This is a genomic window from Sphingobacteriaceae bacterium GW460-11-11-14-LB5, assembly GCA_002151545.1.
Taxonomy (GTDB): domain Bacteria; phylum Bacteroidota; class Bacteroidia; order Sphingobacteriales; family Sphingobacteriaceae; genus Pedobacter.
In genome coordinates this window covers 4,192,500-4,217,584 of record CP021237.1, presented here as the reverse complement: position 1 = coordinate 4,217,584, position 25,085 = coordinate 4,192,500, and the positions used below count along the sequence as shown (strand labels likewise).

Sequence of the window (25,085 nt, the reverse complement as noted above, 5' to 3'; positions counted from 1 at the left end):
GTAACGGATGTCTAAAATTTATTACAAATCTCTTGAGGAGATCGAGTTAATAAGAGAAAGTTCCATGCTTGTTTCTAAAACTTTGGCCGAAGTGGCTAAGGTGATAAAAGCAGGCATGACTACTATCCAGTTAGATAAACTAGCCTATGAGTTTATAAGTGACCACGGAGCGATTCCGGCATTTTTAAACTATAATGGTTTCCCAAATTCTTTATGTATTTCGCCAAATGAGCAGGTTGTTCATGGTTTTCCAAGCGAATACATCATCAAGGAAGGCGACTTGATTTCAGTTGATTGTGGCGTAATTAAAAACAATTATTTTGGCGATTCGGCCTATACTTTCTCCATCGGGGAAATTGATGCCGAAAAACAGAAATTGGTTGAGGTTACCAAACGTTGCCTGGAACTGGGTATAGAAAAAGCGGTTGTGGGTATGCGTATCGGTGATATCGGTTTCGCAGTTCAACAATATGCAGAAGCTAATGGATTTGGGGTAGTAAGAGAGCTTGTAGGACATGGTGTTGGTGTAAAACTTCACGAGAAACCAGAAGTTCCGAATTATGGGAAACGTGGTGCAGGGCCAAAACTTGAAGAAGGAATGGTCATTGCGATAGAACCCATGATCAATGCAGGCGTAGCCGGTGTTAAATTCCATAACGATGGATGGACGGTAACCAGTAAAGACAATAAACCATCGGCACATTTTGAACACACAGTAGCTGTAAAAAAGGGCAAAGCAGATGTTTTATCAACGTTTTCTATAATAGAAGAAGTTTTACAACAAAAAAAATAAATAATTAAAATTTTTTATTTAATTTTGCAACCCTGTTTAGAAGCAGCTAATTAAGTAACAATCAATAAAATATGGCTAAACAAGCCTCAATTGAACAAGACGGAGTAATAAGAGAAGCATTATCCAATGCGATGTTCAGAGTTGAACTCGAGAACGGGCATGAGATTATTGCGCACATTTCAGGAAAGATGAGGATGCACTACATCAAGATTCTTCCTGGGGATAAAGTTAAATTGGAAATGTCTCCTTATGATTTAACAAAAGGACGCATTACTTATAGATACAAATAAAATGAAAGTTAGATCATCAATTAAAAAACGTAGCGCTGATTGTAAGATTATTCGCCGTAAAGGTAAACTTTACGTAATCAACAAGAAAAATCCTAAATACAAACAACGTCAAGGGTAATTAAAAAATATTGTAATTAACCGCACAACGGTGGCCCGCCGTTCGGAATTACTTAAAACATAAATAAATATGGCAAGGATTTCAGGTATTGATTTACCAAGAAACAAAAGAGGTGAGATCGGTTTAACCTATATCTACGGAATTGGTAGAACAACTGCTCAACGTATTTTAACTACGGCAGGTATCGATTTAAACAAAAAAGTACAAGACTGGTCTGATGATGAGTTATCAGCAATCCGTACAATGATTAACGATGAGATTAAAGTGGAAGGTGCTTTACGCTCAGAGGTTCAGTTAAACATCAAACGTTTAATGGATATTGGTTGTTACCGTGGTTTACGTCACAGAAAAGGTTTACCTTCTCGTGGTCAGCGTACTAAAAACAACTCACGTACTCGTAAGGGTAAGAGAAAAACAGTTGCTAACAAGAAAAAAGCTACTAAGTAATAGATAGGTATGAGGTGTGAGATTTTAGATGTGCGAACCATATCTTTAAAATCTACTCAGATCTGGAATAAAAGATAAATAGTAGGATACTGAGTATCGGGGTAGAGAAAGTCTCATATCTCAAGTCTCATATCTAAAATCTAAAAGATAAAATGGCTAAGAGTAAAAAAGTAACAAAAAAACGTATCGTTGTAATTGAGCCTGTTGGTCAGGCGCATATCAATGCTACCTTCAACAACATTATCGTTACCTTAACAAACAACAACGGACAGACTATTTCATGGTCATCTGCTGGTAAAATGGGCTTTAAAGGTTCTAAAAAGAACACACCTTATGCAGCTGGTCAAGCAGCTTCAGATTGTGGTAAAGTTGCGTTTGATTTAGGTTTACGTAAAGTTGAAGTATTTGTAAAAGGTCCGGGTTCAGGTCGTGAGTCTGCAATCAGAACTTTGCAAGTAGCAGGTATCGAAGTAACATCTATTAAAGATATTACTCCACTTCCTCACAACGGATGTCGTCCTCCTAAAAAGAGAAGAGTTTAATTAATTTTAAAGCTAAGAATCTCCAGCTTCAGGTTGGATGATACTTTAAAACAGAAAAAAAATGGCAAGATATACAGGCCCAAAATCAAAAATCGCCCGTAAATTCAGAGAACCAATCTTCGGTCCTGATAAGGTGTTAGACAGAAAAAATTATCCTCCTGGGCAACATGGCTCATCAAAAAGAAGAGGAAAACAATCTGAATATGCGATCCAGTTAATGGAGAAACAAAAAGTAAAATATACTTATGGTGTATTAGAAAAACAATTCAGTAACTTGTTTAAAAAAGCATCTTCTCGTGCTGGTATTACCGGTGATAACTTACTTCAGTTATTAGAAGCACGTTTAGATAACACAGTTTACCGTTTAGGTATTTCAACAACCCGTTCTGGTGCACGCCAGTTAGTTAGCCATAAACACGTAACCGTGAATGGTGAAGTTGTAAATATCCCTTCTTATCAGTTAAAAGCTGGTGATGTGGTTGCTGTTCGTGAAAAATCTAAATCTTTAGAATCAATTAGTAACTCAGTTGCAGGTAGAACAATTAATAAGTTTGCCTGGTTAGAATGGAACGCTAGTGAATTAACTGGTAAATTCTTAACCTACCCTCAACGTGATGAGATTCCTGAAAACATTAAGGAAAACTTAATCATCGAGTTGTACTCAAAGTAATAAATGATCTGGTTAATTACCTCAAAAGGGTAATTAACTTTTTTCATGTTACTATATATTCAATAACGAATTTAAAAAATTATAAATGGCAATTTTAGCATTTCAGAAACCAGACAAAGTGATCATGCAGAAATCAACTGATTTCGATGGCACATTTGAATTTCGTCCTTTAGAGCCCGGTTTCGGTGTAACAATTGGTAATGCCTTAAGAAGAATCTTACTTTCTTCATTAGAAGGTTATGCTATTACTACTATTCGTTTTTCAGGCGTTTCTCACGAATTTTCTACCATGAAAGGTGTTGTAGAAGATTTAACTGATATTATCTTAAACTTAAAACAAGTGCGTTTTAAGAAAACAGGTGATTCAGGTGATTCTGAAAAAGTTTTCATCATCGTTAATGGTCAAGATCAGTTTAAAGCTGGTGATATCACTAAATTCTCTAACAACTTTACAGTTTTAAACCCTGAGCATGTAATTTGCAACATGGATAAATCTGTTACTTTGGAAGTGGAATTAACCATCAATAAAGGACGTGGTTATGTACCTGCTGAAGAAAATAAAGTTGCTGATGCTGTTGTAGGTGTAATCGCAATCGATTCGATTTATACTCCAATGAAAAATGTAAAATACACGATCGAAAACTTTCGTGTTGAGCAAAAAACGGATTATGAAAAATTGGTTTTAGATATCTCTACTGACGGTTCAATTCATCCTGAAGAAGCATTAAAAGAAGCGGCTAAGATCCTTATCCAACACTTTATGTTATTCTCTGATGAGAATTTGGTATTAGAATCTCAAGCTAAAGAAGAAACTAAAGAAGTTGATGAGGAAATTTTACATATGCGTAAAATCCTTAAAACTGAATTAGTGGATATGGATCTTTCAGTTAGGGCATTAAACTGCTTAAAAGCTGCTGATATCCGTACTTTAGCTGATTTAGTTTCTTACGATGTGGCTGATATGTTAAAATTCAGAAACTTCGGTAAAAAATCTTTAACAGAGATCCAGGAATTAGTAAAATCAAAAGGTTTATCATTTGGTATGAACCTGTCTAAATTTAAATTAGACGAAGAGTAGCCCCTAAATCCCCTAAAGGGGACTTAGAAAAATAAATAATTTTTCACAGTGTATAATTCCCTCAGCTTAATTGCAACGAGACGGTATACACTCAATTAAAAAACAATGAGACACGGTAAAAAAGTAAACCACTTAGGTAGAACCGCAAGCCACAGAAAGGCGATGTTAGCTAACATGGCTTCATCACTTATTTTGCACAAAAGAATTACAACAACTTTAGCTAAAGCTAAAGCTTTACGTACTTATGTTGAGCCAATTATCACTAAATCAAAAAATGATACTACTCACTCACGTCGTACAGTATTTGCTTACTTACAAGATAAAGAAGTAGTAACTATTTTATTCCGCGAAGTTGCTGAGAAAGTTGCAAACCGTCCAGGTGGTTACACTCGTATCATTAAATTAAACAACCGTTTAGGTGATAACGCTGAAATGGCTTTAATTGAATTGGTAGACTACAATACAGTTTACGGTAAAGATGCAGAGGTTAAAGAAGAGAAGAAAACAACTCGTCGTGGTAGAAGTAAAGCTACTGCTGCACCTAAAGCTGCTGAAGCGAAAGCTGAAGTTGCCGAAGAAGTTGCTCCTGCTGAAGAAGCGCCTGCTACAGAAGAACCTAAAGGAGAATAATTTTATTCACCTTAAGCATAAGAAAGTCCTGTTCGAAAGAGCAGGACTTTTTTGTTTTTGTGCCGTTATATCGTAACATCAGACACCGCATGATCCATGGCATAAATTCCACTAGGCAACCGGCTACCTGCTAATAAACCATTGACTAATGAACTCATGAACGAAATGAGCAAACGTTTGTCTCATTTTTTCATTACATAGCTTTATTTCAGTCAGGTATCTATAAATTAGCCAAAAACAAATTTGAAATGAAATTTAGGCTTTTTCTCTTACTCTGTCTTTTCGGACAGTTATCTCTTAATGCTCAAACACTAAAATACACCAATGGTAATAATGCCTGGAATCCCGATTCGTTAGGTAACCATAGGGTTGTTGTACAGTTTGCCGGTACAGGCAAAATTGCCCATGCAAAAATCGATTGGCGCAGAAGGGATGAACATCCGGAGCTAAAAGGAATCATCATAAAAGATGCAAATGGTAAAACTGTTTCAGTTGCAGGTACAGATAAACTGACCAGGGAAAGTGCTGATATTTATTTTGAAGCAGCAGGAGCTGGAAAATATTATATCTATTATCTTGCATATAAAAATGAAGGCAGGGACAATTATCCTAAAGGCGTTTATTTAAAACCTAAACAAGTAGATCAAAGCTGGTTAAACCAGGCTAAACTAGTAAAAGTAAATACATCTGTTTTAGAGATTCAATCTATCGATGCTTTTAACGCTTTTTATCCGATGGAGGTTATTGCCACAGGTAAAGAAACAGCAGCCATTAAAGCTAAATATGCAGCAGAAGCTTTTATTGTTTTTCCGGAGGACAGGATGTATCCGATTAAGATGCAAAATGACTTACCTTATCGTTGGGTACAAAAAGGCGCTACAAATACTTTTACAGGGTCAGCTGCTAAAGGCGAAAACTATGCTTTTCAACTGGGTGTATTCGCATTGAGAGAACTGAAAAATGTAGTGGTTAGCTTCGGCGATTTAAAAACCGCAACAGGAAAAGTGATTTCTTCAAAATACATTAATTGTTTGAATACCAATGGAACCAGTTACGATAACAAACCTTTAGTTGAAACCGTAAATGTAGCTTCTGGTAAGATTCAGCCCATGTGGATTACGGTGAACGTCCCTAAAAATACCGCTGCTGGTATTTATGCTGGAAAGTTTACAGTGAAAGCCAATGGGAAATCTAAAGTAATCGATGCCAAAATCACGGTAAGTAATGAAGTTTTAGCCGATGCCGGTGTAGGCACTCCAGATAAACAGACCCGCTTAACCTGGTTAAATTCTACTTTAGCACAATCGAATACAGTTGTTGCTCCTTATACGCCACTAACGGTTGATGGCAATGTGATCTCGCTATTAGGAAGAAAGTTCGAAATTAATACAGATGGTTTCCCTAAGCAGATTCAAACCTTCTTTAATGCCGAAATGACGGCTTATAGCGAAAAACCAAATAATATCCTGGCCGAGCCTATTCACTTTCATTTTTTTAATACACCAAAAACACAAGAGAAATTGGTTCCTAGTAATTTCCGGATCACCAGTAAGGAAGCTGGAACGGTAAAGTGGACGGCCACGAATACTTCAGAAAACCTGAAAATGGATTTGGAAGGTGCTTTGGAGTTTGATGGTTACGTACATTACGTAGTTAAGGTTACCGCTTTAAAAGATGTGGAGTTTAGCAATGTTGATTTTCATATCCCATTTGATAAAAATTCAACAAAATATTTGATGGGCTTAGGTGAAAAGGGTGGTGTTAGACCAGATACCGTAAAATGGAAATGGGATGTGGCCAATAAAAACCAGGATGCCGTTTGGATTGGGAATGTAAATGCCGGGCTCTACTATAATTTAAGAGATGAGAACTATGTTCGCCCGCTTAATACCAATTTCTATCTTCAGAAGCCTTTATTATTGCCTAAATCGTGGGGTAATGGAGATAAAGGGGGAATCCAGATCAATGTTAAAGGCAGTTCGATGCTTGCTGATAACTTTACCGGTGCAAGAAACATGAAAAAAGGCGATGTGCTTTATTATAATTTCAATTTATTAATCACGCCCTTCCACTTGCTAAACACCGATTTTCAATGGGATAACCGCTTCTATCATAAATATGGCGATTTAGATACGATTAAAGCTAAAGGTGCAACCGTAGTGAACATCCACCATGCCACACCGATCAATCCCTGGATCAACTACCCGTTTATCGAATGGAAAAAGATGAAAGATTATATTGGTAATGCACATTCGAAAGGTTTAAAAGTTAAAATTTACAATACGGTTCGCGAGTTATCTAACCATGCATATGAGTGGCCCGCTTTAAGAAGTTTAGGTACTGAGGTGTACTCTCCGGGTAAGGGCGGTGGCTTTAGCTGGTTACAGGAACATTTAGATTCTAATTATATTGCTGCCTGGTTTGTGCCTGAAATTAAAGATGCTGCCGTAATTAACAGCGGTATGAACCGTTGGCACAACTATTATGTAGAAGGTATGAACTGGTTGGTCAACAATGTCGGGATTGATGGGGTATACTTAGATGATGTGGCTTTCGATCGGGTAACGATGAAACGTATTAAACGTGTATTGACACAGGATAACCACCCTGGTATTATCGACTTACACTCGGCCAATCAATACAACAAAAGCGACGGCTTTAACAATAGTGCCATCCTATATTTGGAACATTTTCCTTACCTGAACCGTTTATGGTTTGGTGAGTATTTCGATTACCAAAAAAACAATCCCGATTTCTTTTTAACAGAAGTAAGTGGAATTCCTTTTGGATTAATGGGAGAGATGCTGCAAGATGATGGAAACCCTTGGCGCGGTATGATTTACGGTATGACAAGTCGTTTAGGCTGGTCTGACAAAAGTGATCCAAAACCTTTATGGAAGGCCTGGGATAACTTTGGCATAAAAGGATCTGAGATGATCGGTTACTGGAGTGAAAATTCTCCGGTTAAAACCGATAACGCTAAAGTATTGGCAACTGTTTACAAACAAAAGGGTAAAACCATGATTGCATTAGCCAGCTGGGCAGAGGGTGATGTAAAGGTTAATTTAACCATCGATTGGGCCAAGTTAGGTTTAGATGCCGGTAAAGTAAAAATAGCCGCTCCTGCAATTGATAAATTCCAAACAGCTGGAAGTTATCCCGATGGAAAATCTATTCCTATTGAAAAAGGAAAAGGTTTGATATTGATAGTAGAATAAAATATCGTCGTCACCCTGAACTTGTTTCGGGAACTTTGTAACAGAAACGACGTACCGATAATGCAAATAATATTATATCGTCATTTCGAGCGGAGTGCAGCGCAGTCGAGAAATCTATTATAGATCTCTCCATTTCGCTATGCTCCAGTCGAGATGACGATTTTTTTTGAGAAGCTATACCTTCACGTTCTCCATTCCGTACTGTTTCAGCACATCTTCAGGAACACCGGCCCATTGGTTTGGTGCATTACCGACATAACCAATATCTTTTACGCCAATTTCTGTAGTGTAAAAACCTGATGCAGTTAAATCTCTCATTCTATTGAAAAAAGTTACACCTGCCTGCATTTCGGGTCTGGCTTTTTTAGGATAAGCAATTTCATCCACAATCGAAATCTGTTGGTCTGCTGATGCTTCCACAAATGATTTTTGGAATTTATTAAAGCTATATACATCCAGCCATTTTAGGCCACCACGCATGGGTACTTGATGTTCAGGGATATCTTTTACAATAAATTCGATAAACTCTGGCACTTTAGCATCAGATGCGCTGCCTGATACATCATCTTTAGGAATAATAATATCAGCCAGAACGGTAATGGTGGCCATTTCATGTTTAGTAAAAAATGTCTCGGCCTTTAATTTCTTATCCCGGTCTAATTCCCATTGCTCTCTTCCAGCTTCTTTTGCGCTTTCTTCTGGTGCGGCAACTTCGGTTTTGGTTTCGGGCTGCTTACAGGCATCAAGCAGCACAGTTGTACTTATGGCTGTTAAACCTAATGCTTTTAGCGAATCACGTCTGTTCATATGGTAATTCTTTAAATGTTTTGTTTTTTCTTTTGAGCTAAAATATATTCGGCGGTACGCATAGAAAGTGCCAAAATTGTCCAGGTGGCATTTTTATCACCTTGTTGAACAAATGGACCAGCATCTACTACAAACAGGTTTTTACAGTCGTGTGCCTGGCAGTATTTGTTTAACGCTGATTTTTTAGGGTCGTCGCCCATGCGAATGGTTCCAACTTCGTGGATAATTTTTCCGGGGTTGAGTAAACCGTAATTGGTATCTGCGCCCTGAATTTCAGAAGTAACCACCGCACCCATTTCTTTCATGATGGAAAGGAAGGTTTCCTGCATATGTTTAGCCTGCAGAATTTCATCTTTAGCCCATTTATAGTTAAATCTTAAAACCGGGATACCGTATTTATCTACCGTATTGGGGTCAATTTCACAATAGTTATCTTCTCTGGCGATTGCCGTACCACGGCCAGCCATTCCAACACCAGTTCCATAGAAACGACGGTAATCATCCTTCAACGATTTTCCATAACCTCCGGCTTCTTTCATTTTGCCATCCCTGCCAGGTACCATTCCGTTCATCTGCGCTACGCCGCCGCCAAAGCCATATGCAGGCATGCCCATACCACCCCAATATTCGATGTGGTAACCACGTGGAAAGTTTAGTTTACGGTTATCTAACCACCATGGCGAATAGATATGCACACTGCCCAAGCCATCTTCATTATAACGTTTTCTATCCATTAATTGTGGAAGAAAACCCGAAACACTTGCTCCGGTAGAGTCATGCAGGTATTTTCCAACTACACCACTGCTATTGGCCAAACCATTCGGGTGAGATGTTGATTTTGAATTCAATAAAATACGCGCTGATTCGCAGGCGCTGGCTCCTAAAATAACCAGTTTGCCATTTACCTGGTATTCTTGCAGGTCTTTTCGGTTTACGTATGAAACGCCTTTTGCAGAACCATCTTTATCGGTAATAACTTCGCGCACCATGGCATCGGTAATTACAGTCAGGTTTCCTGTTTTTACAGCAGGGTTGACCAAACATGATGACGATGAAAAATCGCCATAAACTTTACAGCTTCTACCGCATTGGCCGCAATAGAAACAAGGTGCACGGTCGTTGTTATTGGGCAAGGCTTCGGTAAGTACCGATCCACGGCCGGTAATTACTTTTACCCCTGCCTTTTCTGCACCTTTTTTTATAAAAAGTTCGTTTAATCGTGGTTTTGGCGGTTTCATAAAAATGCCGTCTGGCTCATTTTCCAAACCTTCTGCAGTTCCATAAATACCAATCATGCGGTCGACTTTATCGTAGAAGGGTTTTACATCAGCGTAGGTAATAGGCCAGGCATCAGTTAAGCCATCTTTAGGTTTAAAATCTTCAGGCCCCATTCGCAAAGAAATCCTTCCCCAGTGATTGGTACGGCCACCGAGCATACGCGAACGGAACCATTCGAATTCGCTTTTATTTTTCTGGGTATAAGGTTCGCCTTCTAATTCCCATCCTCCATAAGAAGCATCAAAATCTCCAAATGGACGTGTTGTACTGGCGCCACGACGGGGAGATTCCCAGGGCCATTTTAATTGATGTGAATCTAGTCGTGGATCGAAATTTTGACCAGCCTCTAGCAATAGAACCTTTTGACCTGCATGTGCCAGAACGTATGCGGCCATTCCGCCACCTGCACCTGAGCCAACAATAATGGCATCATAAACGGTAGGCGATTTTTTTATCTGAAAGTCACTCATGAATTGTGGTTAGATGTTTTTATATACTCTAATCTAAAACTTAATTTTTTGAAAAAAAAGTGTTCAGCTACTTTGGAATCAATATAGATAATATAGCCCATGCGTATTTCTAAATCGTATTACGTCATTCATTTATTTAGAGCTCTGATAAAGGTTTTCTAGCAGAAATTCATTTCATTTTCCCTTTTACATCTTCCATCATTCGCTGTATAGTCGCTCTATTGTTACATTATTTCCTGAATGTTCAGCTCCGGATAAACTTGATTATCTTTGCAGTTCAAATCAATGTCAGTGTCAGAATACAACAACCAATTTACTACTGCTTTAAAAGAAAGCCTGGATGCCGAAACTTTTGTCAAAATTTCTTTGGGAAATTACAAAGGAGAGGAGGAAGCATTAAAACAATTGCTGATTCGTAAAGTGATCATTAAACGCGAAACTAAACTAGCTTTTACCTATCGTTACAAAACACGCGATGTGGTTAAAAACTATGCGATTGATGATGCTGTTGACCTAATTTCCGGTTATCTGGCTAATGGATTTAAGATTGCCACCTTGTTTAGCACTGAAAAAGACCTGATTTTGGAAGAACTGAACAATGGTAAGGTTGTTTTTAGAGAAAGCAAAGCATCAAGTGCAGCAGCCCCCTCTGCCAGTCACGACAAAGAGAAAGTAAGGTTAATTAAACCCGAAGCAAAGTCTTATTTAACGGAGCTGAAAATCACCGATGTAGAAGGTAAGGTATTCAAAAATGCGCAGGATAAATTCCGCCAGATTAACCATTACATTGAAATTTTAAGTTCTTTAATTAAAGAATTGCCTGAAGGTAGCATTAAAAAGGTAGCCGATATGGGCTCAGGTAAAGGTTATTTAACTTTTGCCTTGTACGATTACCTGCACTCGGTTTTAAAATTGGAAACTGAAGTGGTAGGCGTGGAGTATCGCCAGGATATGGTTGATTTGTGTAATCAGGTTGCCGAAAAATCTTCATTCGCTCAATTGAATTTTCTTCAGGGAACGATTGAGGATTACAAGGCTGAAGATGTAAACTTGTTAATTGCCTTGCATGCCTGTGATACCGCTACCGACGACGCCATTTTTAAGGGAATTAAAGCCAATGCCGAACTGATTGTGGTTGCGCCATGCTGCCATAAGCAGATCCGCAGGGAAATTGAGCAAAATAAAGTAAAGAACGATGTTTCATTTTTAACTAAATATGGCATCTTTTTAGAACGCCAGGCAGAAATGGTTACCGATGGAATCCGGGCGCTGATTTTAGAGTACTTCGGGTATAAAACCAAAGTGTTCGAATTTATTTCAGATGCGCATACGCCTAAGAATGTTCTGGTTGTTGGCGTGAAAGGCAAAGGGCTTGGCGTAGAGCGGAAAGCAGAAATTTTACAAAAAATTAAAGCAAGTAAGGAATATTTTGGAATTGGTTACCATCACTTAGAAAGATTGTTGGAGTTGTAAATTTCTAATACTGTCGTCATGCTGAATTTATTTCAGCATCTATTATGTACTATAAAACAGATGGGGCATTTTCGTTGGGTGAGACACCGACCGTTTGTATCGATTCTCCTTATTAACCAGGTCCTGAAGCAAGTTCATGGCGACGACCGCTTTTATTAATTTAACATTTATTCATAAATCCAAAGCAGTACCGGTTTTTTTTTGGTTTTGAGCAGCGCATCAATTTTTCTCATGGTACCGTCTGATAAAACAGGGCAGCCGGCACTTTGTCCGAATAAAGTTTGCGGATAAATTTCTTCGTTTGGAATAGGGGTATAAGAATGTAAAACCACAATCCGTTTAAAAGCATTACTGTTCGTTTTTTCTAATCCATACATTTTATAGTGGATATTGATCCCCCAATTGCTATATGAGCGTCCTTTAACTTTGTATTTGCCTAAAGAGGTGCAATAACTCCCTTCTTTGTTGCTGAAAACAGGTTTGTTTGGCGTACTACCACCGCCAACACCATGGGCACAAAGCCCTTCGATGGCGATTTGTTTTTTCTTAAAATCGTAAACAAAAATTCTGTTTTTGCCTGAGTGGATACTCATATCAACCATGATGGTGATTGAGGTATCCATATTATTTTTCTTGCAGAAAGCTAGGGCTTCATCAATTTTATCCTCACTTATTTTATTATTTGCAATAGGTTTAAAGCTTAACAGTGTAAATAAGATGAGGAGCGTAGATAATTTTTGCATATAGAATTAATGACAAGAAGAACACTATTTTTGTTGGTGTGACACCAACAAAAAGAAATAACATGTTTTTTAGTATGAGCTACAGCATGCTTGTTATTTTTTAAACCTTAAAGCGTTAAAAATAACTGGTGTTATATATTTTTTAATGTTTTCCATATCATCACTTAATATAAAAGTATAAGCGTCTGCAATATCTTGTTTGTGTATGGCAACCATCATGCAAAACTTGTAGTTTTTGCCGAAATTTTTTGTTGGCGTAATAGTGGTAAAAAATCCGGCGTCGGCATTGAAATCTTTTTTTACCGACTCAAGAGGGAATTGTTGTATAGCTGGTGGTTTAGTGAATTCATTAGCGATGTTCATCCCTATTGCCATAATTGAGGCGCGAACCATCCTATTGGGGTCTGTTCTAATTTCTCCTTCTTTTTTCGTCTCTTGCCACTTTTTGTATTCTTTTACCCGTTCTATCAAGGAGCGAACAGCATATCTGATCTCAATATGTTTTGTAGTATCGATAACCGCATATTCATACATCATACCTGTATTTTTAATTGGTTCTGTTTTTACAAAACCTACTGGTTGATCCAGCATTAAGCTATTATTCTCAATTGTTTTTTCAAAACTTTCTAGAGGTTTAACATTTTGAGATTTCGCGGTATAGATGATACCCATGAGCGCTATTGCGATAAAATATTTCTTCATTTGTTTAATGGTTTAAGGAATGATGTAGAGATAAGCTAATTTCCATAACCAAAAAGGTAAGAATTAATGAAAAAACAAATGAATCGCGTTTCGGTCGGTGTGGCACCAACCGATAGTACCGAGCTTATAGGTGTAATAAAATCAATGCGATTAAAGCCGGTATTGATTGTACATAAAGAATTTTTTTACTGGCAGTTGCGGCACCATAAATGCCGGCAATAATTATACAGGTTAAAAAGAATATGGCCACATAAAACCTCCAGTGATGATCGCTTATACATAAGGACCAGATTAAACCTGCAGCTAAAAAACCATTGTATAATCCCTGGTTTGCGGCCAATGTTTTTGTTGGTACAAATAAGTCCTTAGGTATAGTTTTGAATACTTTCGGTGCTTTGGTGGTCCATGCGAACATTTCTAACCAAAGAATGTAAAGGTGAATCAAGGCGACGAAGCCGACTGCGATTTGAGCTGCTAATTGCATTTTATAAGGGATTACACAGATTTAAATGATTGCAAAGATTAGGTTCTGTATATTAAAGATATGAAACTTTGAGGATTATTTTGTAATTGTGTTTTAGCTTGCCAGTTGTTGGTTTGCACTGCCGCTGTAGAATAAACCCGATAATAGCGAACACGAGTGCAACGAAGTAAAGCGGATAGCGGGGCTGCTGCCCCCCGAAGGATTACTTACGCACATTTTCAAAAAACAGACAATTTATACTTTGCTTTAGTCTTTAAGCTTAACCCTTTCTACTTCCATTATCCATCTTTCCTACCACATCTTCCATCAATTCTGTCATGCTGTCAGTAAACCATAGCCTCTTTTTTTACATTTTATCAGTCTTTTGCGCATATTATCTGCCAAAAACCAATTGGCACAAGCATTGTTTAATAGCAGTAGAAATTATAATACTTTAAAAAGAGAAATTAAAAATACAATGGGAAAAATTATTGGAATAGACTTAGGAACAACAAACTCTTGCGTAAGCGTAATGGAGGGCAACGAGCCTGTAGTTATCGCAAACAGTGAGGGTAAACGTACTACACCGTCTATTGTTGCTTTTGCAGAAAACGGTGAGCGTAAGGTTGGCGAGCCTGCTAAACGTCAGGCTATAACCAACCCAACAAAAACGATATATTCGATTAAACGCTTTATGGGTAACAGCTACGACGAAAGTGCGAAAGAAGCTGGACGTGTACCTTATAAAGTGATTAAAGGTGATAATAACACGCCACGTGTTGAAATCGATGACAGAAAATATACTCCACAGGAAATTTCTGCAATGATTTTGCAGAAAATGAAAAAAACTGCTGAAGATTTCCTGGGTCAGGAAGTAACTGAAGCGGTAATTACGGTACCTGCTTATTTTAACGATGCACAACGTCAGGCAACTAAAGAAGCTGGCGAAATTGCAGGTTTAACTGTAAAACGTATCATTAACGAGCCAACTGCAGCTGCTTTAGCTTATGGTTTAGATAAAGCACACAAAGACATGAAAATTGTGGTGTTTGACTGTGGTGGTGGTACACATGACGTTTCTGTTTTAGAATTAGGTGACGGTGTTTTTGAAGTAAAATCTACTGATGGTGATACACACTTAGGTGGTGATGACTTTGACCACATTATTATTGATTGGTTAACAAGCGAATTCAAAGCTGAAAACAGCATGGATTTAGCTAAAGACCCAATGGCTTTACAACGTTTAAAAGAAGCTGCTGAGAAAGCTAAAATTGAGTTATCGAGCACAACTTCAACTGAAATTAACTTACCATACATTACTGCTGATGCCAGCGGCCCTAAACACTTAGTACGTACATTATCTCGTGCTAAATTTGAGCAATTGGCTGATAGTTTGATTAAACGCACGATCGATCCTTGTAAATCTGCTTTGAAAAATGCTGGTTTAAGCACAAGTGATATCGACGAAATTATCCTGGTAGGTGGTTCAACCCGTATTCCTGCTATCCAGGAAGCAGTTAAAGCTTTCTTCGGTAAAGAGCCAAGTAAAGGTGTTAACCCTGATGAGGTTGTAGCTATCGGTGCTGCTATTCAAGGTGGTGTGTTAACTGGTGATGTGAAAGATGTATTGTTATTAGACGTTACACCTTTATCATTAGGTATCGAAACTATGGGTGGTGTAATGACTAAATTAATCGAGTCTAACACTACAATTCCAACTAAAAAATCAGAGACTTTCTCAACTGCAGCTGATAACCAGCCTTCAGTAGAAATCCATATTTTACAAGGTGAACGCCCAATGGCTGGTCAGAACCGTACAATTGGCCGTTTCATTTTAGATGGTATTCCACCAGCACCTCGTGGTGTGCCTCAGGTAGAAGTATCGTTTGATATTGATGCTAACGGTATCTTACACGTAAGTGCTAAAGATAAAGCTACTGGTAAAGAGCAAAAAATCCGTATCGAAGCATCTTCAGGTTTAACTGATGCTGAGATCAAAAAAATGAAAGAAGAAGCTGAAGCTAATGCAGCAGATGATGCTAAGCAGAAAGAAGAAGCTGATAAAATCAACGGTGCTGATGCTTTAATTTTCTCAACTGAGAAACAATTAAAAGAGTTTGGTGATAAATTATCTGCTGATAAAAAAGCGCCAATCGAAGCTGGTTTAGAGAAATTGAAAGCAGCACACGGTTCTCGTAACTTTGCAGATATCGATGCAGCACAAGCTGAATTGCAAAATGCATGGAACGCAGCATCAGAGGAAATGTACAAAGATGGCGGTCAGCCTCAAGGTGGCGAACAACCACAAGCTGATGGTCAGCCTCAAGGTGGCGATAACGTGACTGACGTTGATTTTGAAGAAGTAAAAGAAGACGATAAGAAATAGTCTTATAGTCGGAAAGTCTGAGGTACGTAAAGTCCGAAGATTTAAATATAAAAAGCGTTCCTGATTAAATACAGGAGCGCTTTTTTTTGTGCGCTATTCAAACCTCGCAGGTTTTAAATATATCTTTTGTTTTTATTGAAAACGAACGGTTTAGTACTCTTCGCAAACAACAGTCCCGCCATTCGCTAATCCGATGAAGGACCGGAATTGCTGCTGTCGGGTTTAGTAAGGCACGTCTGTGCTTTAATAGCGGTGGGCGCTTAGCTTATATGTCTCTTAAATACCTTATATGGTTAAAGAAAGGATTTGGAAATGAAGGGTTTGGTGCACATTGGTGACGGCAGCCCCGCCATTCGCTTCAATCTTTTTAAACCACTACTGTCATGCTGAGAAACGAAGCATCTTTTCTATTGGTTACTTTGCCTCGTATTAGCGCAACTATTTTAAAAAAGTATTTTCGCTGCTGTCGGGTTTATGGAGAAGGGTCTAGTGCTTTTTATCCAGATTTTTAATTAGCAACTGGCCTAACTTACATTAGCTTTCAATTGTCTTATATTGTTAAAGTGCATCAATTTGATTTTTTTTGATTAAATAGAAAGACGATCCTTTCTGTTAGAAAACCATAAAATAGACAGTTATATACCAGCCCCAAAAAGAATAGAGGACTATTCATAATACTAAAAAACAAAGTGTGTGTAGGAAAACGGAAAATATAATATAGCCTGGCTATTGCGCGTGTTATAGGGTTATTCCCATCCGTACCCTCTTCAACAGCTCCGTATGCAATAAATGTTATAATGGTGAAAGTGAGAAAAAGAAGAGATGCGGAAATAAAAAGCCAAACTTTAAAATTATTTATTTTCATGCTGCTCATTTGATGTTCTGAATATCAGGGTGACGAAAGAACTAAACCAAATTTTCTTCAATAATATCCTGTAATTCTTTTTCGTTTACCGATAATTCGTGTAATAGTTTAAACTGATTTTTTGCCCGGTCTAAATTTTGTGCAGGATAGCTTGTAGGATAATAATTATTGCCACTTAAAAAATCGGTTAAAAAGCGTAAAGCCTGCATATAAATAATATACTTGCCCGAAAATAGGATAAGCTCTTTTTCGGTTTCAGTTAAAATGCTTTTCATTTCCGATAAATAACCTCTTATCATCGCTTCGAAATAGGGTAAACGTATCTTTACCTTATCCATATCGGTTTCATTCTCTGAGAAGGCACATAGGTAGGTACGCATCATATCGCCCAGATCGGAAATAAATTTTCCAGGCATAATCGTATCCAGATCAATTACACAAATCCCTTCATTGGTTTCATCATCTAACAGCACATTACTGATCTTGGTATCGTGGTGCATTACCCGGTCTGGGAAATCTTTTCTGTGCGAATAAGAAGTATAATAATCCAGAATATACCGATGTGTTAAAGCGTCTTCAATTTCTGATTTTGCCTCATCTTTTAATGCTCCTGCTGCCTGGTTTAGCGTCAGTGCAAACTGTTCGTACCTTAAGCCTAAATCATGGAAACCCGGAATAGTAGGCTGAAGGGTTTTCGCGTCAAAGTTATCTAACAGCCTGCTGAGTTTTCCAAATTGTTTAGCTGCTTCATATGCCTGTTTTGGGGCAGCCAGTACATCTAATGAAACGGTACCGGTTACAAAAGGAAGCATCCGCCAATATTCATGATGAATATGTGCCATTTCTTCGCCATTAGCGGTAGAAACTGGTTTTATAAAAAGATACTCAGGATAAGCAAAGTTAAGGTAGTCGGCAATGGCGCGAAGATTATTTGCAATAGCTTGCGGCGATTTGAAAACTGAGGTGTTGATGTTTTGAAGAATATATTTTTTTTCTTCTGCCAGGGGCGAAAGCAAATAAGTACGGTTAATTAAGCCCGTACCTATTTGTGTAATTTTTGTATTTTCTTTAGTGTATCCGTAGGCTTTTAAAACTTCGGTATCTAAATTTAGTTCCATAGTTTTTCTGGATATGTTCCGTTTTTAACCAATTGGTCAATACAATCCTGAACATACGGTTTATCTTCTTTATAGGTTACACCAAACCATTTGTTTGAGGTTGGTACAACTTTAAAGCTTGCTGTATTACTTTTTACCAGGTTTTCACCTATTAACGGGATAAAGAATTCTGCTTTTGGTTTATCTTTATTTGCCTCAGCAAATGTTCTGAACAAATCTTCGGTAATTTTAAAAACCGCTGGCGTAAATCCCCAGAAATTCATCGAAACCGGAGTTTCGTAAGCTAAAGGAAACTCTTCACCATCTTCTTCATAAAAAATACTACCGTCTTTAGGATAAACTTTTGTACGTTCTACAATCTCTTCCAGATTACCTGATGCATCAACTTTGCAAACGCCACGCGAAACCGCACCAAATTCTGATAAGGTTTTGCCAACTTCGTAACCGATAATAGCATAATTGCTGTCTGTTACCTCTGTAGTTAAGAAATCGACCATTTTTTTAAAGGCATCAAAACCGTAGTAATCATCAGCGTTAATGACGCAGAATGGTTCTTTAATTTCGTTTCTGCCCGAAAGGATTGCATGTGCGGTACCCCATGGTTTTTCTCTGTATATTTCTTCTTCAATACCAAACTGTTTTAAGTCGAAATTTTGAAAAACATACGCAGTTTCAATTCTTCCCTCAAGTTTAGGTTCGAAAATAGCTTTGAACTCTTTTACAAACTCTTCTTTAATAATAAATACAACTTTGCCAAAGCCGGCATTAATTGCATCATATATTGAATAATCGATAATGGTTTCGCCATTCGGACCAAAACCATCAATTTGTTTCATACTTCCATAACGGCTTGCCATACCTGCAGCCAATATTAATAGGGTGGGTTTCATCTATTGTTATTTTATTTTGAGAATTTTATATGATTAAGATTGTTACTTTAATCATATTGTATTCATAATGCGAAAATAGTAATAGCTATTTAAATTTTAATTATAAATAACCAGGTGTTTTATTTTATATTTTAGTTAGATATTCAAATAACTTTTTTAAATCCTTGTCTTGTTTGAAAATCAGCTTATCATCCATTACATTATACTTTAAGGGCATGTTTTCATAATGTTTACCAGATTTGGTGGTTACTTTTCCATTAACCCAGTAATCAAATAAATAAGGAGATCCTGTTACATCTTCGTATTTTATTTCTCTTAATTGGGTGCCCTGAACTTCTGCAAATGGCGTAAGTGCATATTGACTGTAGGATTTTAACGAAATAAGCGAGAGCACTAAAAATAGATATTTCATAGTTAATTTATTTAAAATCCAAAAAGTCCGCCACCGGTTTTTGAACGTGTTTTCTTTCCTGTAAGCATACCAAAAATGCCCCTGACAATTTCTTTACCTATTTGACGGGTTATTGTTGCCCCCATTACCTGTTCAACAAGACTCTTTTCACCTGGTTTAGGTTTGCTTTCTTGTTCGGCCTGTTTTTGAGCTTCGGCTTCCTGTTTTTCCTGTTCTGCTGCTGCAGTTTGCTCATTAATGCGTTTAGTTAGAATATCATAAGCACTTTCAGGATCGATAGGGTCTTTGTATTTAGTATACTTCGAGCTGGCATGAACAAGCTGATCGAAATCTGCAGCTGTAAGTGGTCCCATTACGGCCCTTGGTGGGGTAAGCATGGTAGCAGATACTTCCGTTGGAATACCTTTTTCGTTCAAGACAGTAACCAATGCCTGACCTGTTCCCAGTGAGGTTAATATTTTATCGATCTCGTAAAAATCTGATTTTGGGTAGGTATTAACTGTTTTTTTCAAAGCATCTACATCATTAGGCGTAAATGCCCTTAATGCATGTTGTACACGGTTACCCAATTGTCCTAAAACACTTTCCGGAACATCTGTGGGAGCTTGCGTACAGAAGAAAACACCAATTCCTTTTGAACGGATTAACCTGATGATGGTTTCAATCTGCTCTAAAAATGCTTTCGAAGAATTTTTGAACAATAAATGCGCTTCATCAAAAAAGAAGATCAGTTTTGGCTTATCTAAATCGCCAACTTCGGGCATGGTGTTAAATAACTCAGCCAATAAGCTTAACAAAAATGTAGAGTATAATACGGGCTGATTTTGAACGTCGGCAATATTTAACAAACTTATGGTTCCTTTGCCATCAACACGCTCGAAAAGATCTTCAATATCAAAAGATTTTTCACCGAACATACCTGCTAGTCCTTGTTGCTCTATGGCGACAATTTTTCTTAATATGGTACCAGAAGTGGCGGTTGAGATGGTGCCATAACTACTTTTTATTTCGGCGGCACCTGCACCTTCTGATAAATAAGAAACCAGCTTCTTTAAATCATTTAAATCAATAATCGGCATTTTGTTATCGTCGGCATATTTGAAAATTACAGCCATAACACCCGCCTGCGTATCGTTTAAATCTAATATTTTGGATAAAAGCGTTGGGCCAAATTCTAATACCGTTGCCCGCATCTGAGACCCCATTTTGCCCGAAAGCGAATAAATTTCGATGGGAAAGCCGGATGGTGAAAAAGGTTTGTTGAGTTGTTGTGCTCTTTCTTCTATTTTTGGATTCACCGAACCAGGTTGATTTAAACCTGATAAATCACCTTTCACATCCAGCATGAAAACAGGAACGCTGGCATCTGACAGTTGTTCTGCCAATAATTGCAGGGTTCGCGTTTTACCTGTTCCGGTCGCTCCGGCAATTAAGCCGTGTCTGTTCATCATTTTTAGCGACAAATTAACTTCAGCTTCGCTGTAAACCTGACCGTCTAAAATTCCGGCGCCTAAATAAATGTATGAGCCTGTAGGGGCATAGGATGATTTTATTTTTTCGATGAATTTTGAAGAAATATCGCTCATATTTTAAGATTAGATTGCCAATTTAAGAAACAAATCTTAAAAAGGTTGTTTTTTTGTTTCCAGTTTTGATGCAAAATTATGCACAAACGGTTGTTTAGTTATGTTGGTTAAATTGCTTATAATAATTAAGTTCGTTCTGTAATGCCGTTATTTCTTCCTGCATTTGCTGTACCTGATTAAGCAGATGGGAAACCGCATGGATGCCTTCTAAATTAATCTCCAAATCTTGTGCTAAACGAAGATATCGCTCCAGTTTGGTCAATTCATCAACAGGTAAAAAGATCGACTGTTTTTTAACCGTCGTGTGGATGAGGCCAAAATCTTCCAGCGACTGGATAAAGTTAATCTCTACATGGTGGTAGGCACATATTTCTTCTACAGGTATTAGATTGGTTTCCATAATGGTTAGAATTTGGAAAGTTTTTCGAATAGTTCTTTTTGTTCTGCATTGAGGTTGGTCGGTAATTTTACCAGCCACTTGATATATAAATCGCCAAACTGATTTTCCTTTTTATAAAGCGGAAACCCTTTTCCTTTTAAACGTAAAGTGGCATCGGGTTGTGTACCTTCGGGCACCTTAAGTTTAACCTTGCCATTTAAGGTTTCTACAATTTTTTCGCCTCCTAAAACAGCGGTATATACATCTATTTCTTCCTGGATATAGATGTCGTTTCCCTTTCGTTTAAACTTAGGGTTATCTGTAATATTAAATTTGATGTACAAATCTCCGGGAGGGCCATTGTTTACACCTGGTGCACCGTAACCTGGTAGTTTAATTTTCTGTCCGTTCTCTACACCTGCCGGGATGGTAATACGCACTTGTTTCCCATTTACAGTTAAAGTTTGTTTGTGAGTAGTATAAGCATCGAGCAGGTTTAGCTGAAGATCGGCATTGTAATCCTGACCTTTAAAAGGAGAATTTCTGCTGCTTCTGCCTCCACCACCAAACATGGAAGAAAAGAAATCAGAAAAATCATCGCCGCCAAAACCTCCTGAATAGCTATTGCCTCCATAACCTCCGCCTTGCGATTGGTACTGCCTTTGCTGCTGTTGCTGGGCATCTAACTGATCGGCATGCTGCCAATCTTTACCATACTTGTCATATTTTTTCCGCTTCTCAGGATCACTCAAAACCTCGTTAGCCTCATTAATTTGCTGAAATTTTTTATTGGCTTCTTCATTGTTTGGATTAAGATCGGGGTGATGTTTTCGGGCTAATTTTCTATAAGCTTTTTTAATATCCTCAGTTGTTGCATCTTTCTTTAAATCGAGGATTTTATAATAGTCTATGTAGTCCATAATGGCTTAACAAATAAGTAAAGGTAATGTTCAGTTTTATTGCATAAATGTAGGCTTTATAATGGTAGATTTCAATGAGGATTGGTCAGTGTAAAGTAGGTTTGCTTTTCAAAAGCGGTAGATACTAAGTCATTCAACTAACAATTGGTTTACAGTTTCAGATAGAATATCTGACACACGAAAAGGAAACATAATTAAATAAAAAAAGTGCCCCAAATGGAGGCACTTTAATCGATAAAGGTAGAGAGAGATTATTTTTTGTTTTTAACGTATTTTTCTAACCATTGGTCTTGCTCCCAAAGCATATGCAACAGGTTTTCTTTGCCACGGTAGCTGTGTGCTTCATAAGGTAAAAATACAAAACGGGTAGTACCACCAGCACCTTTAATGGCATTAAACAAACGTTCGCTATTAATAGGGAAGGTACCTGGGTTATCGTCAGAATCGCCATGGATTAACAATATCGGGGTTTTAATTTTATCGGCATAACTAAACGGACTCATTTCGTAATACAACTGTGGTACCTGCCAGTAGGTACGTTCTTCATTCTGAAAACCAAATGGCGTAAGGGTACGGTTATAAGCTCCGCTACGGGCAATACCTGCAGCAAAAAGGTTGGTATGGGCCAATAAGTTTGCGGTCATAAATGCACCATAACTATGTCCTCCAACAGCCATACGTTTTTTATCGCCAACACCTAACTCTGCCAGTTTATTAATGGCAGCCTCAGCATTTAACTGTAATTGATCTACAAAGGTATCGTTAGGTTTTTTGCCATCTATGGCAACAATTGGCATTTCAGCATTATCCAGCACAGCATAACCACGGGTTACCCAGAATATAGGTGAGGCCCAGCTAATGGTTGTAAATTTATCTTTTGATCCACGGATCTGTGCGGCATCTGCTGCGGAGTTAAACTCACGTGGATAAGCCCAAATTAATGAAGGTAGTGGCCCATCCTTATCTTTATTATAACCTTTAGGTAAATACAGGTCGCCTGTTAAATCTACACCATCGGCACGTTTGTAAGAAATTTTCTGTTTGGTAATGCCTTCTAATGATGGGTATGGATTAGTGAAATTGGTAATTGGCTGATCGGCGATGCGGAGCATCAGGTTTTTAATAAAGTAGTTCGGTACCAATTTCTGACTCTCTTTGCGGGTCAGCAAAACCAGTTTATCAGGATTAATTACATCGCTTACATATTCGAAGGTTCCTTCGGCACTGCGCCAGATTATTTCATTCTTTTTGGTGGTTAAGTCGAATTTAGCTAAGAAAGGTAAATCTCCTTTTTCTGATGAACCTACCGTATTGTTCATTAACAGTTTGGTGCCATTGTCAACCGTTTTAATGACCTGCCGGCCATATTTGTTTTTAGTAGTAACCGGAGAACCTGGATTGCCATAGGCATCTGTCTGGTTGCGGCTGTATAATTCTTCTACTGCACCGGTTGTGGGGTTATAGCGGCTCACTTTACTGGTTTGTTTGCTGCGTAAGCCTTCCATAATCAGGGCAAGGTTGGCATCGCCCCATTGTACACCGCGGTAACGGGTTTGTGTTTTAAATAATTCTTTTTCTGTTCCGGTAAAAGGTGCACTTAACGCATAAACTGCATCATGAAAGGGAACATCCTTTTTAATTAAACCACTATCCAATGGCTTGCTCCAAACCAATGTTGCAGCTTCATCATCTCTCCAATCGAAACCGTGAGGTACATTTTGTGTATTATCATAGCCAGATGGGGTACCTTCAGATGAAGGCAGTTCCGCTATCACTTTAATGGTTTTTCCGGTTAAATCGGTAATACTTACTGTGGATGGAAAACCATATGCCGTAACCAGGTAAGAAAAAGGTTTACGTATGGTTTCGATCATCATGTAGTTTTTATCGGGCGATAAACTTGTTGAGCCATAAATAGCGGGTTTACCAATGGGCGTTTCTACGCCTGCTGTATTTTTCACCAATTGCGAGGTTGCGAAAAACTCAAACAATTGCTCATCAAAAGGTGATTTAATTAAATCCTGAAAAGTGGCGCTGGGCGCAGCTTTGCCTAAATTTTGCTGAATAGTTGGCCCTTTAGGCATTAATGGTTTTGCTGGGGCGGCACTGGCGGGTTTAGTTACCGTGCGGTAGATAATGGTGTTATCATTTAACCAGGTAAGGCCACTACCTAAAACTACGTTTAAAAAAGCTTTATTGGTTTTTACCGCTTTTTTTGTAGCCAGATCAATAATGTAAAGATCTACCCCTTTTTGAGTAGTGTGGGTAAAGGCAATTTTATTTTCTGATGGATTCCAGCTGATGTTGCTGGCATATAAAGGCGTTGGTAATCCTGTAACCTGAAACGTTTGGTTGGATTTGATGTTTTTTAAACTAAAATTGTTGATGTAGGTTTGCCTGCTTGGCGAGTAATTATTGGGGTTCAACCTCAAGCCTGCAATTCTGTATTCGGGCATGGCCAGCTCTTCTACCGAAGGATAAGAATTGCGCTCGCTAAACAAGATCCATTCTGCCTTGCCATCTATACTTACGCCGGGTGTTGGTTTGGCAAGTAATAAATCGGCAATTTCTTTTGGTGGGGTTTGGTAGCTTACGGCATCTTGTGCAGCTGAATTAAGCGAAATAGAAGCGCTCGCTATCAATAAATAGAGGTGTAGTTTTTTAATCATTTCCGGTTTTTTGTTCGATATAAGGAATAATCAAATATTGTAAAATTTAACTTATTATCGCGTAACTTCTTATTTACATCTATAAGCGGATAGTGCTTCTGTCATGCTGATCCGATCGCTGAAGAATAAATGACCCTT

General features: G+C 38.1%; 24 protein-coding genes. 11 read left to right on the top strand and 13 right to left on the bottom strand.

Features of this window, described 5'->3' with window-relative positions; translation table 11 throughout:
* The first annotated feature begins 7 nt into the window (after positions 1-7).
* The 9 genes from CA265_16820 (at position 8) to CA265_16780 (ending at position 7,786) form a co-directional block, all read left to right on the top strand.
* Positions 8-793, top strand: coding sequence for a type I methionyl aminopeptidase (locus CA265_16820; GenBank protein ARS41228.1), 786 nt, complete (start codon positions 8-10; stop codon positions 791-793).
* A 71-nt stretch (positions 794-864) separates the two neighbouring features.
* The gene (locus CA265_16815; GenBank protein ID ARS41227.1) at positions 865-1,083 is read left to right on the top strand and encodes a translation initiation factor IF-1; all 219 of its coding nucleotides are present in this window, start codon (positions 865-867) and stop codon (positions 1,081-1,083) included.
* Position 1,084: 1 nt separating this feature from the next.
* A complete protein-coding gene (locus CA265_16810) occupies positions 1,085-1,201 on the top strand; it encodes a 50S ribosomal protein L36 (protein ID ARS41226.1) in 117 nt (38 codons plus the stop codon).
* 69 nt (positions 1,202-1,270) lie between these two features.
* Positions 1,271-1,648 (top strand): 30S ribosomal protein S13, encoded by a 378-nt coding sequence (locus tag CA265_16805; protein ID ARS41225.1) that lies wholly within the window; start codon positions 1,271-1,273, stop codon positions 1,646-1,648.
* Positions 1,649-1,800: 152 nt separating this feature from the next.
* On the top strand, positions 1,801-2,190 hold the full coding sequence (locus CA265_16800) for a 30S ribosomal protein S11 (GenBank protein ID ARS41224.1): 390 nt from the start codon (positions 1,801-1,803) through the stop codon (positions 2,188-2,190).
* A 61-nt stretch (positions 2,191-2,251) separates the two neighbouring features.
* Positions 2,252-2,860 (top strand): 30S ribosomal protein S4, encoded by a 609-nt coding sequence (locus CA265_16795; GenBank protein ID ARS41223.1) that lies wholly within the window; start codon positions 2,252-2,254, stop codon positions 2,858-2,860.
* 85 nt (positions 2,861-2,945) lie between these two features.
* A complete protein-coding gene (locus tag CA265_16790) occupies positions 2,946-3,938 on the top strand; it encodes a DNA-directed RNA polymerase subunit alpha (GenBank protein ID ARS41222.1) in 993 nt (330 codons plus the stop codon).
* A gap of 105 nt (positions 3,939-4,043) precedes the next feature.
* Positions 4,044-4,568 carry a 50S ribosomal protein L17 gene (locus CA265_16785; protein ARS41221.1) on the top strand — a complete coding sequence of 175 codons (525 nt, stop codon included), beginning with the start codon at positions 4,044-4,046 and terminating at the stop codon, positions 4,566-4,568.
* A gap of 248 nt (positions 4,569-4,816) precedes the next feature.
* Complete coding sequence (locus tag CA265_16780) at positions 4,817-7,786, top strand: hypothetical protein (protein ID ARS41220.1); 2,970 nt, start codon at positions 4,817-4,819, stop codon at positions 7,784-7,786.
* Positions 7,787-7,960: 174 nt separating this feature from the next.
* Here CA265_16780 and CA265_16775 read toward each other — a convergent pair whose 3' ends face one another.
* Positions 7,961-8,593, bottom strand: a complete 633-nt coding sequence (locus CA265_16775) for a transcriptional initiation protein Tat (protein ARS41219.1) — start codon at positions 8,591-8,593, stop codon at positions 7,961-7,963.
* Positions 8,594-8,604: 11 nt separating this feature from the next.
* Positions 8,605-10,341, bottom strand: coding sequence for a GMC family oxidoreductase (locus CA265_16770; protein ID ARS41218.1), 1,737 nt, complete (start codon positions 10,339-10,341; stop codon positions 8,605-8,607).
* A gap of 285 nt (positions 10,342-10,626) precedes the next feature.
* On the opposite strand from CA265_16770, the gene CA265_16765 reads away from it, so the two are divergent.
* Entirely contained in the window at positions 10,627-11,814 is a 1,188-nt protein-coding gene (locus CA265_16765) for an SAM-dependent methyltransferase (GenBank protein ID ARS41217.1), read from the top strand.
* Positions 11,815-11,981: 167 nt separating this feature from the next.
* Here CA265_16765 and CA265_16760 read toward each other — a convergent pair whose 3' ends face one another.
* The 3 genes from CA265_16760 to CA265_16750 form a co-directional block, all read right to left on the bottom strand.
* Complete coding sequence (locus CA265_16760; GenBank protein ARS41216.1) at positions 11,982-12,557, bottom strand: hypothetical protein; 576 nt, start codon at positions 12,555-12,557, stop codon at positions 11,982-11,984.
* A gap of 93 nt (positions 12,558-12,650) precedes the next feature.
* Positions 12,651-13,259: a hypothetical protein gene (locus CA265_16755; protein ARS41215.1), complete on the bottom strand. Its 609-nt coding sequence runs from the start codon at positions 13,257-13,259 to the stop codon at positions 12,651-12,653.
* 124 nt (positions 13,260-13,383) lie between these two features.
* Complete coding sequence (locus CA265_16750) at positions 13,384-13,743, bottom strand: hypothetical protein (GenBank protein ID ARS41214.1); 360 nt, start codon at positions 13,741-13,743, stop codon at positions 13,384-13,386.
* A 457-nt stretch (positions 13,744-14,200) separates the two neighbouring features.
* Between CA265_16750 and CA265_16745 the strand changes: the two genes are divergently transcribed.
* Entirely contained in the window at positions 14,201-16,108 is a 1,908-nt protein-coding gene (locus CA265_16745) for a molecular chaperone DnaK (GenBank protein ARS43029.1), read from the top strand.
* A gap of 568 nt (positions 16,109-16,676) precedes the next feature.
* On the opposite strand, the gene CA265_16740 is transcribed toward CA265_16745, so the two are convergent.
* From CA265_16740 to CA265_16705, 8 genes are all read right to left on the bottom strand, one after another.
* The gene (locus CA265_16740) at positions 16,677-16,973 is read right to left on the bottom strand and encodes a hypothetical protein (protein ID ARS41213.1); all 297 of its coding nucleotides are present in this window, start codon (positions 16,971-16,973) and stop codon (positions 16,677-16,679) included.
* Between the two features lie 41 nt (positions 16,974-17,014).
* On the bottom strand, positions 17,015-18,091 hold the full coding sequence (locus CA265_16735; protein ARS41212.1) for a hypothetical protein: 1,077 nt from the start codon (positions 18,089-18,091) through the stop codon (positions 17,015-17,017).
* Positions 18,082-18,981, bottom strand: coding sequence for a nucleotidyltransferase (locus CA265_16730; protein ID ARS41211.1), 900 nt, complete (start codon positions 18,979-18,981; stop codon positions 18,082-18,084). The genes CA265_16735 and CA265_16730 overlap by 10 nt, the downstream gene beginning before the upstream one ends.
* A gap of 124 nt (positions 18,982-19,105) precedes the next feature.
* On the bottom strand, positions 19,106-19,393 hold the full coding sequence (locus tag CA265_16725; protein ARS41210.1) for a hypothetical protein: 288 nt from the start codon (positions 19,391-19,393) through the stop codon (positions 19,106-19,108).
* Positions 19,394-19,404: 11 nt separating this feature from the next.
* Positions 19,405-20,979: an ATPase gene (locus tag CA265_16720; GenBank protein ARS41209.1), complete on the bottom strand. Its 1,575-nt coding sequence runs from the start codon at positions 20,977-20,979 to the stop codon at positions 19,405-19,407.
* 94 nt (positions 20,980-21,073) lie between these two features.
* The gene (locus CA265_16715) at positions 21,074-21,379 is read right to left on the bottom strand and encodes a hypothetical protein (GenBank protein ID ARS41208.1); all 306 of its coding nucleotides are present in this window, start codon (positions 21,377-21,379) and stop codon (positions 21,074-21,076) included.
* A gap of 5 nt (positions 21,380-21,384) precedes the next feature.
* Entirely contained in the window at positions 21,385-22,278 is an 894-nt protein-coding gene (locus CA265_16710) for a molecular chaperone DnaJ (protein ARS41207.1), read from the bottom strand.
* A 251-nt stretch (positions 22,279-22,529) separates the two neighbouring features.
* A complete protein-coding gene (locus CA265_16705) occupies positions 22,530-24,947 on the bottom strand; it encodes a peptidase S9 (protein ID ARS41206.1) in 2,418 nt (805 codons plus the stop codon).
* Positions 24,948-25,085: the final 138 nt, after the last annotated feature.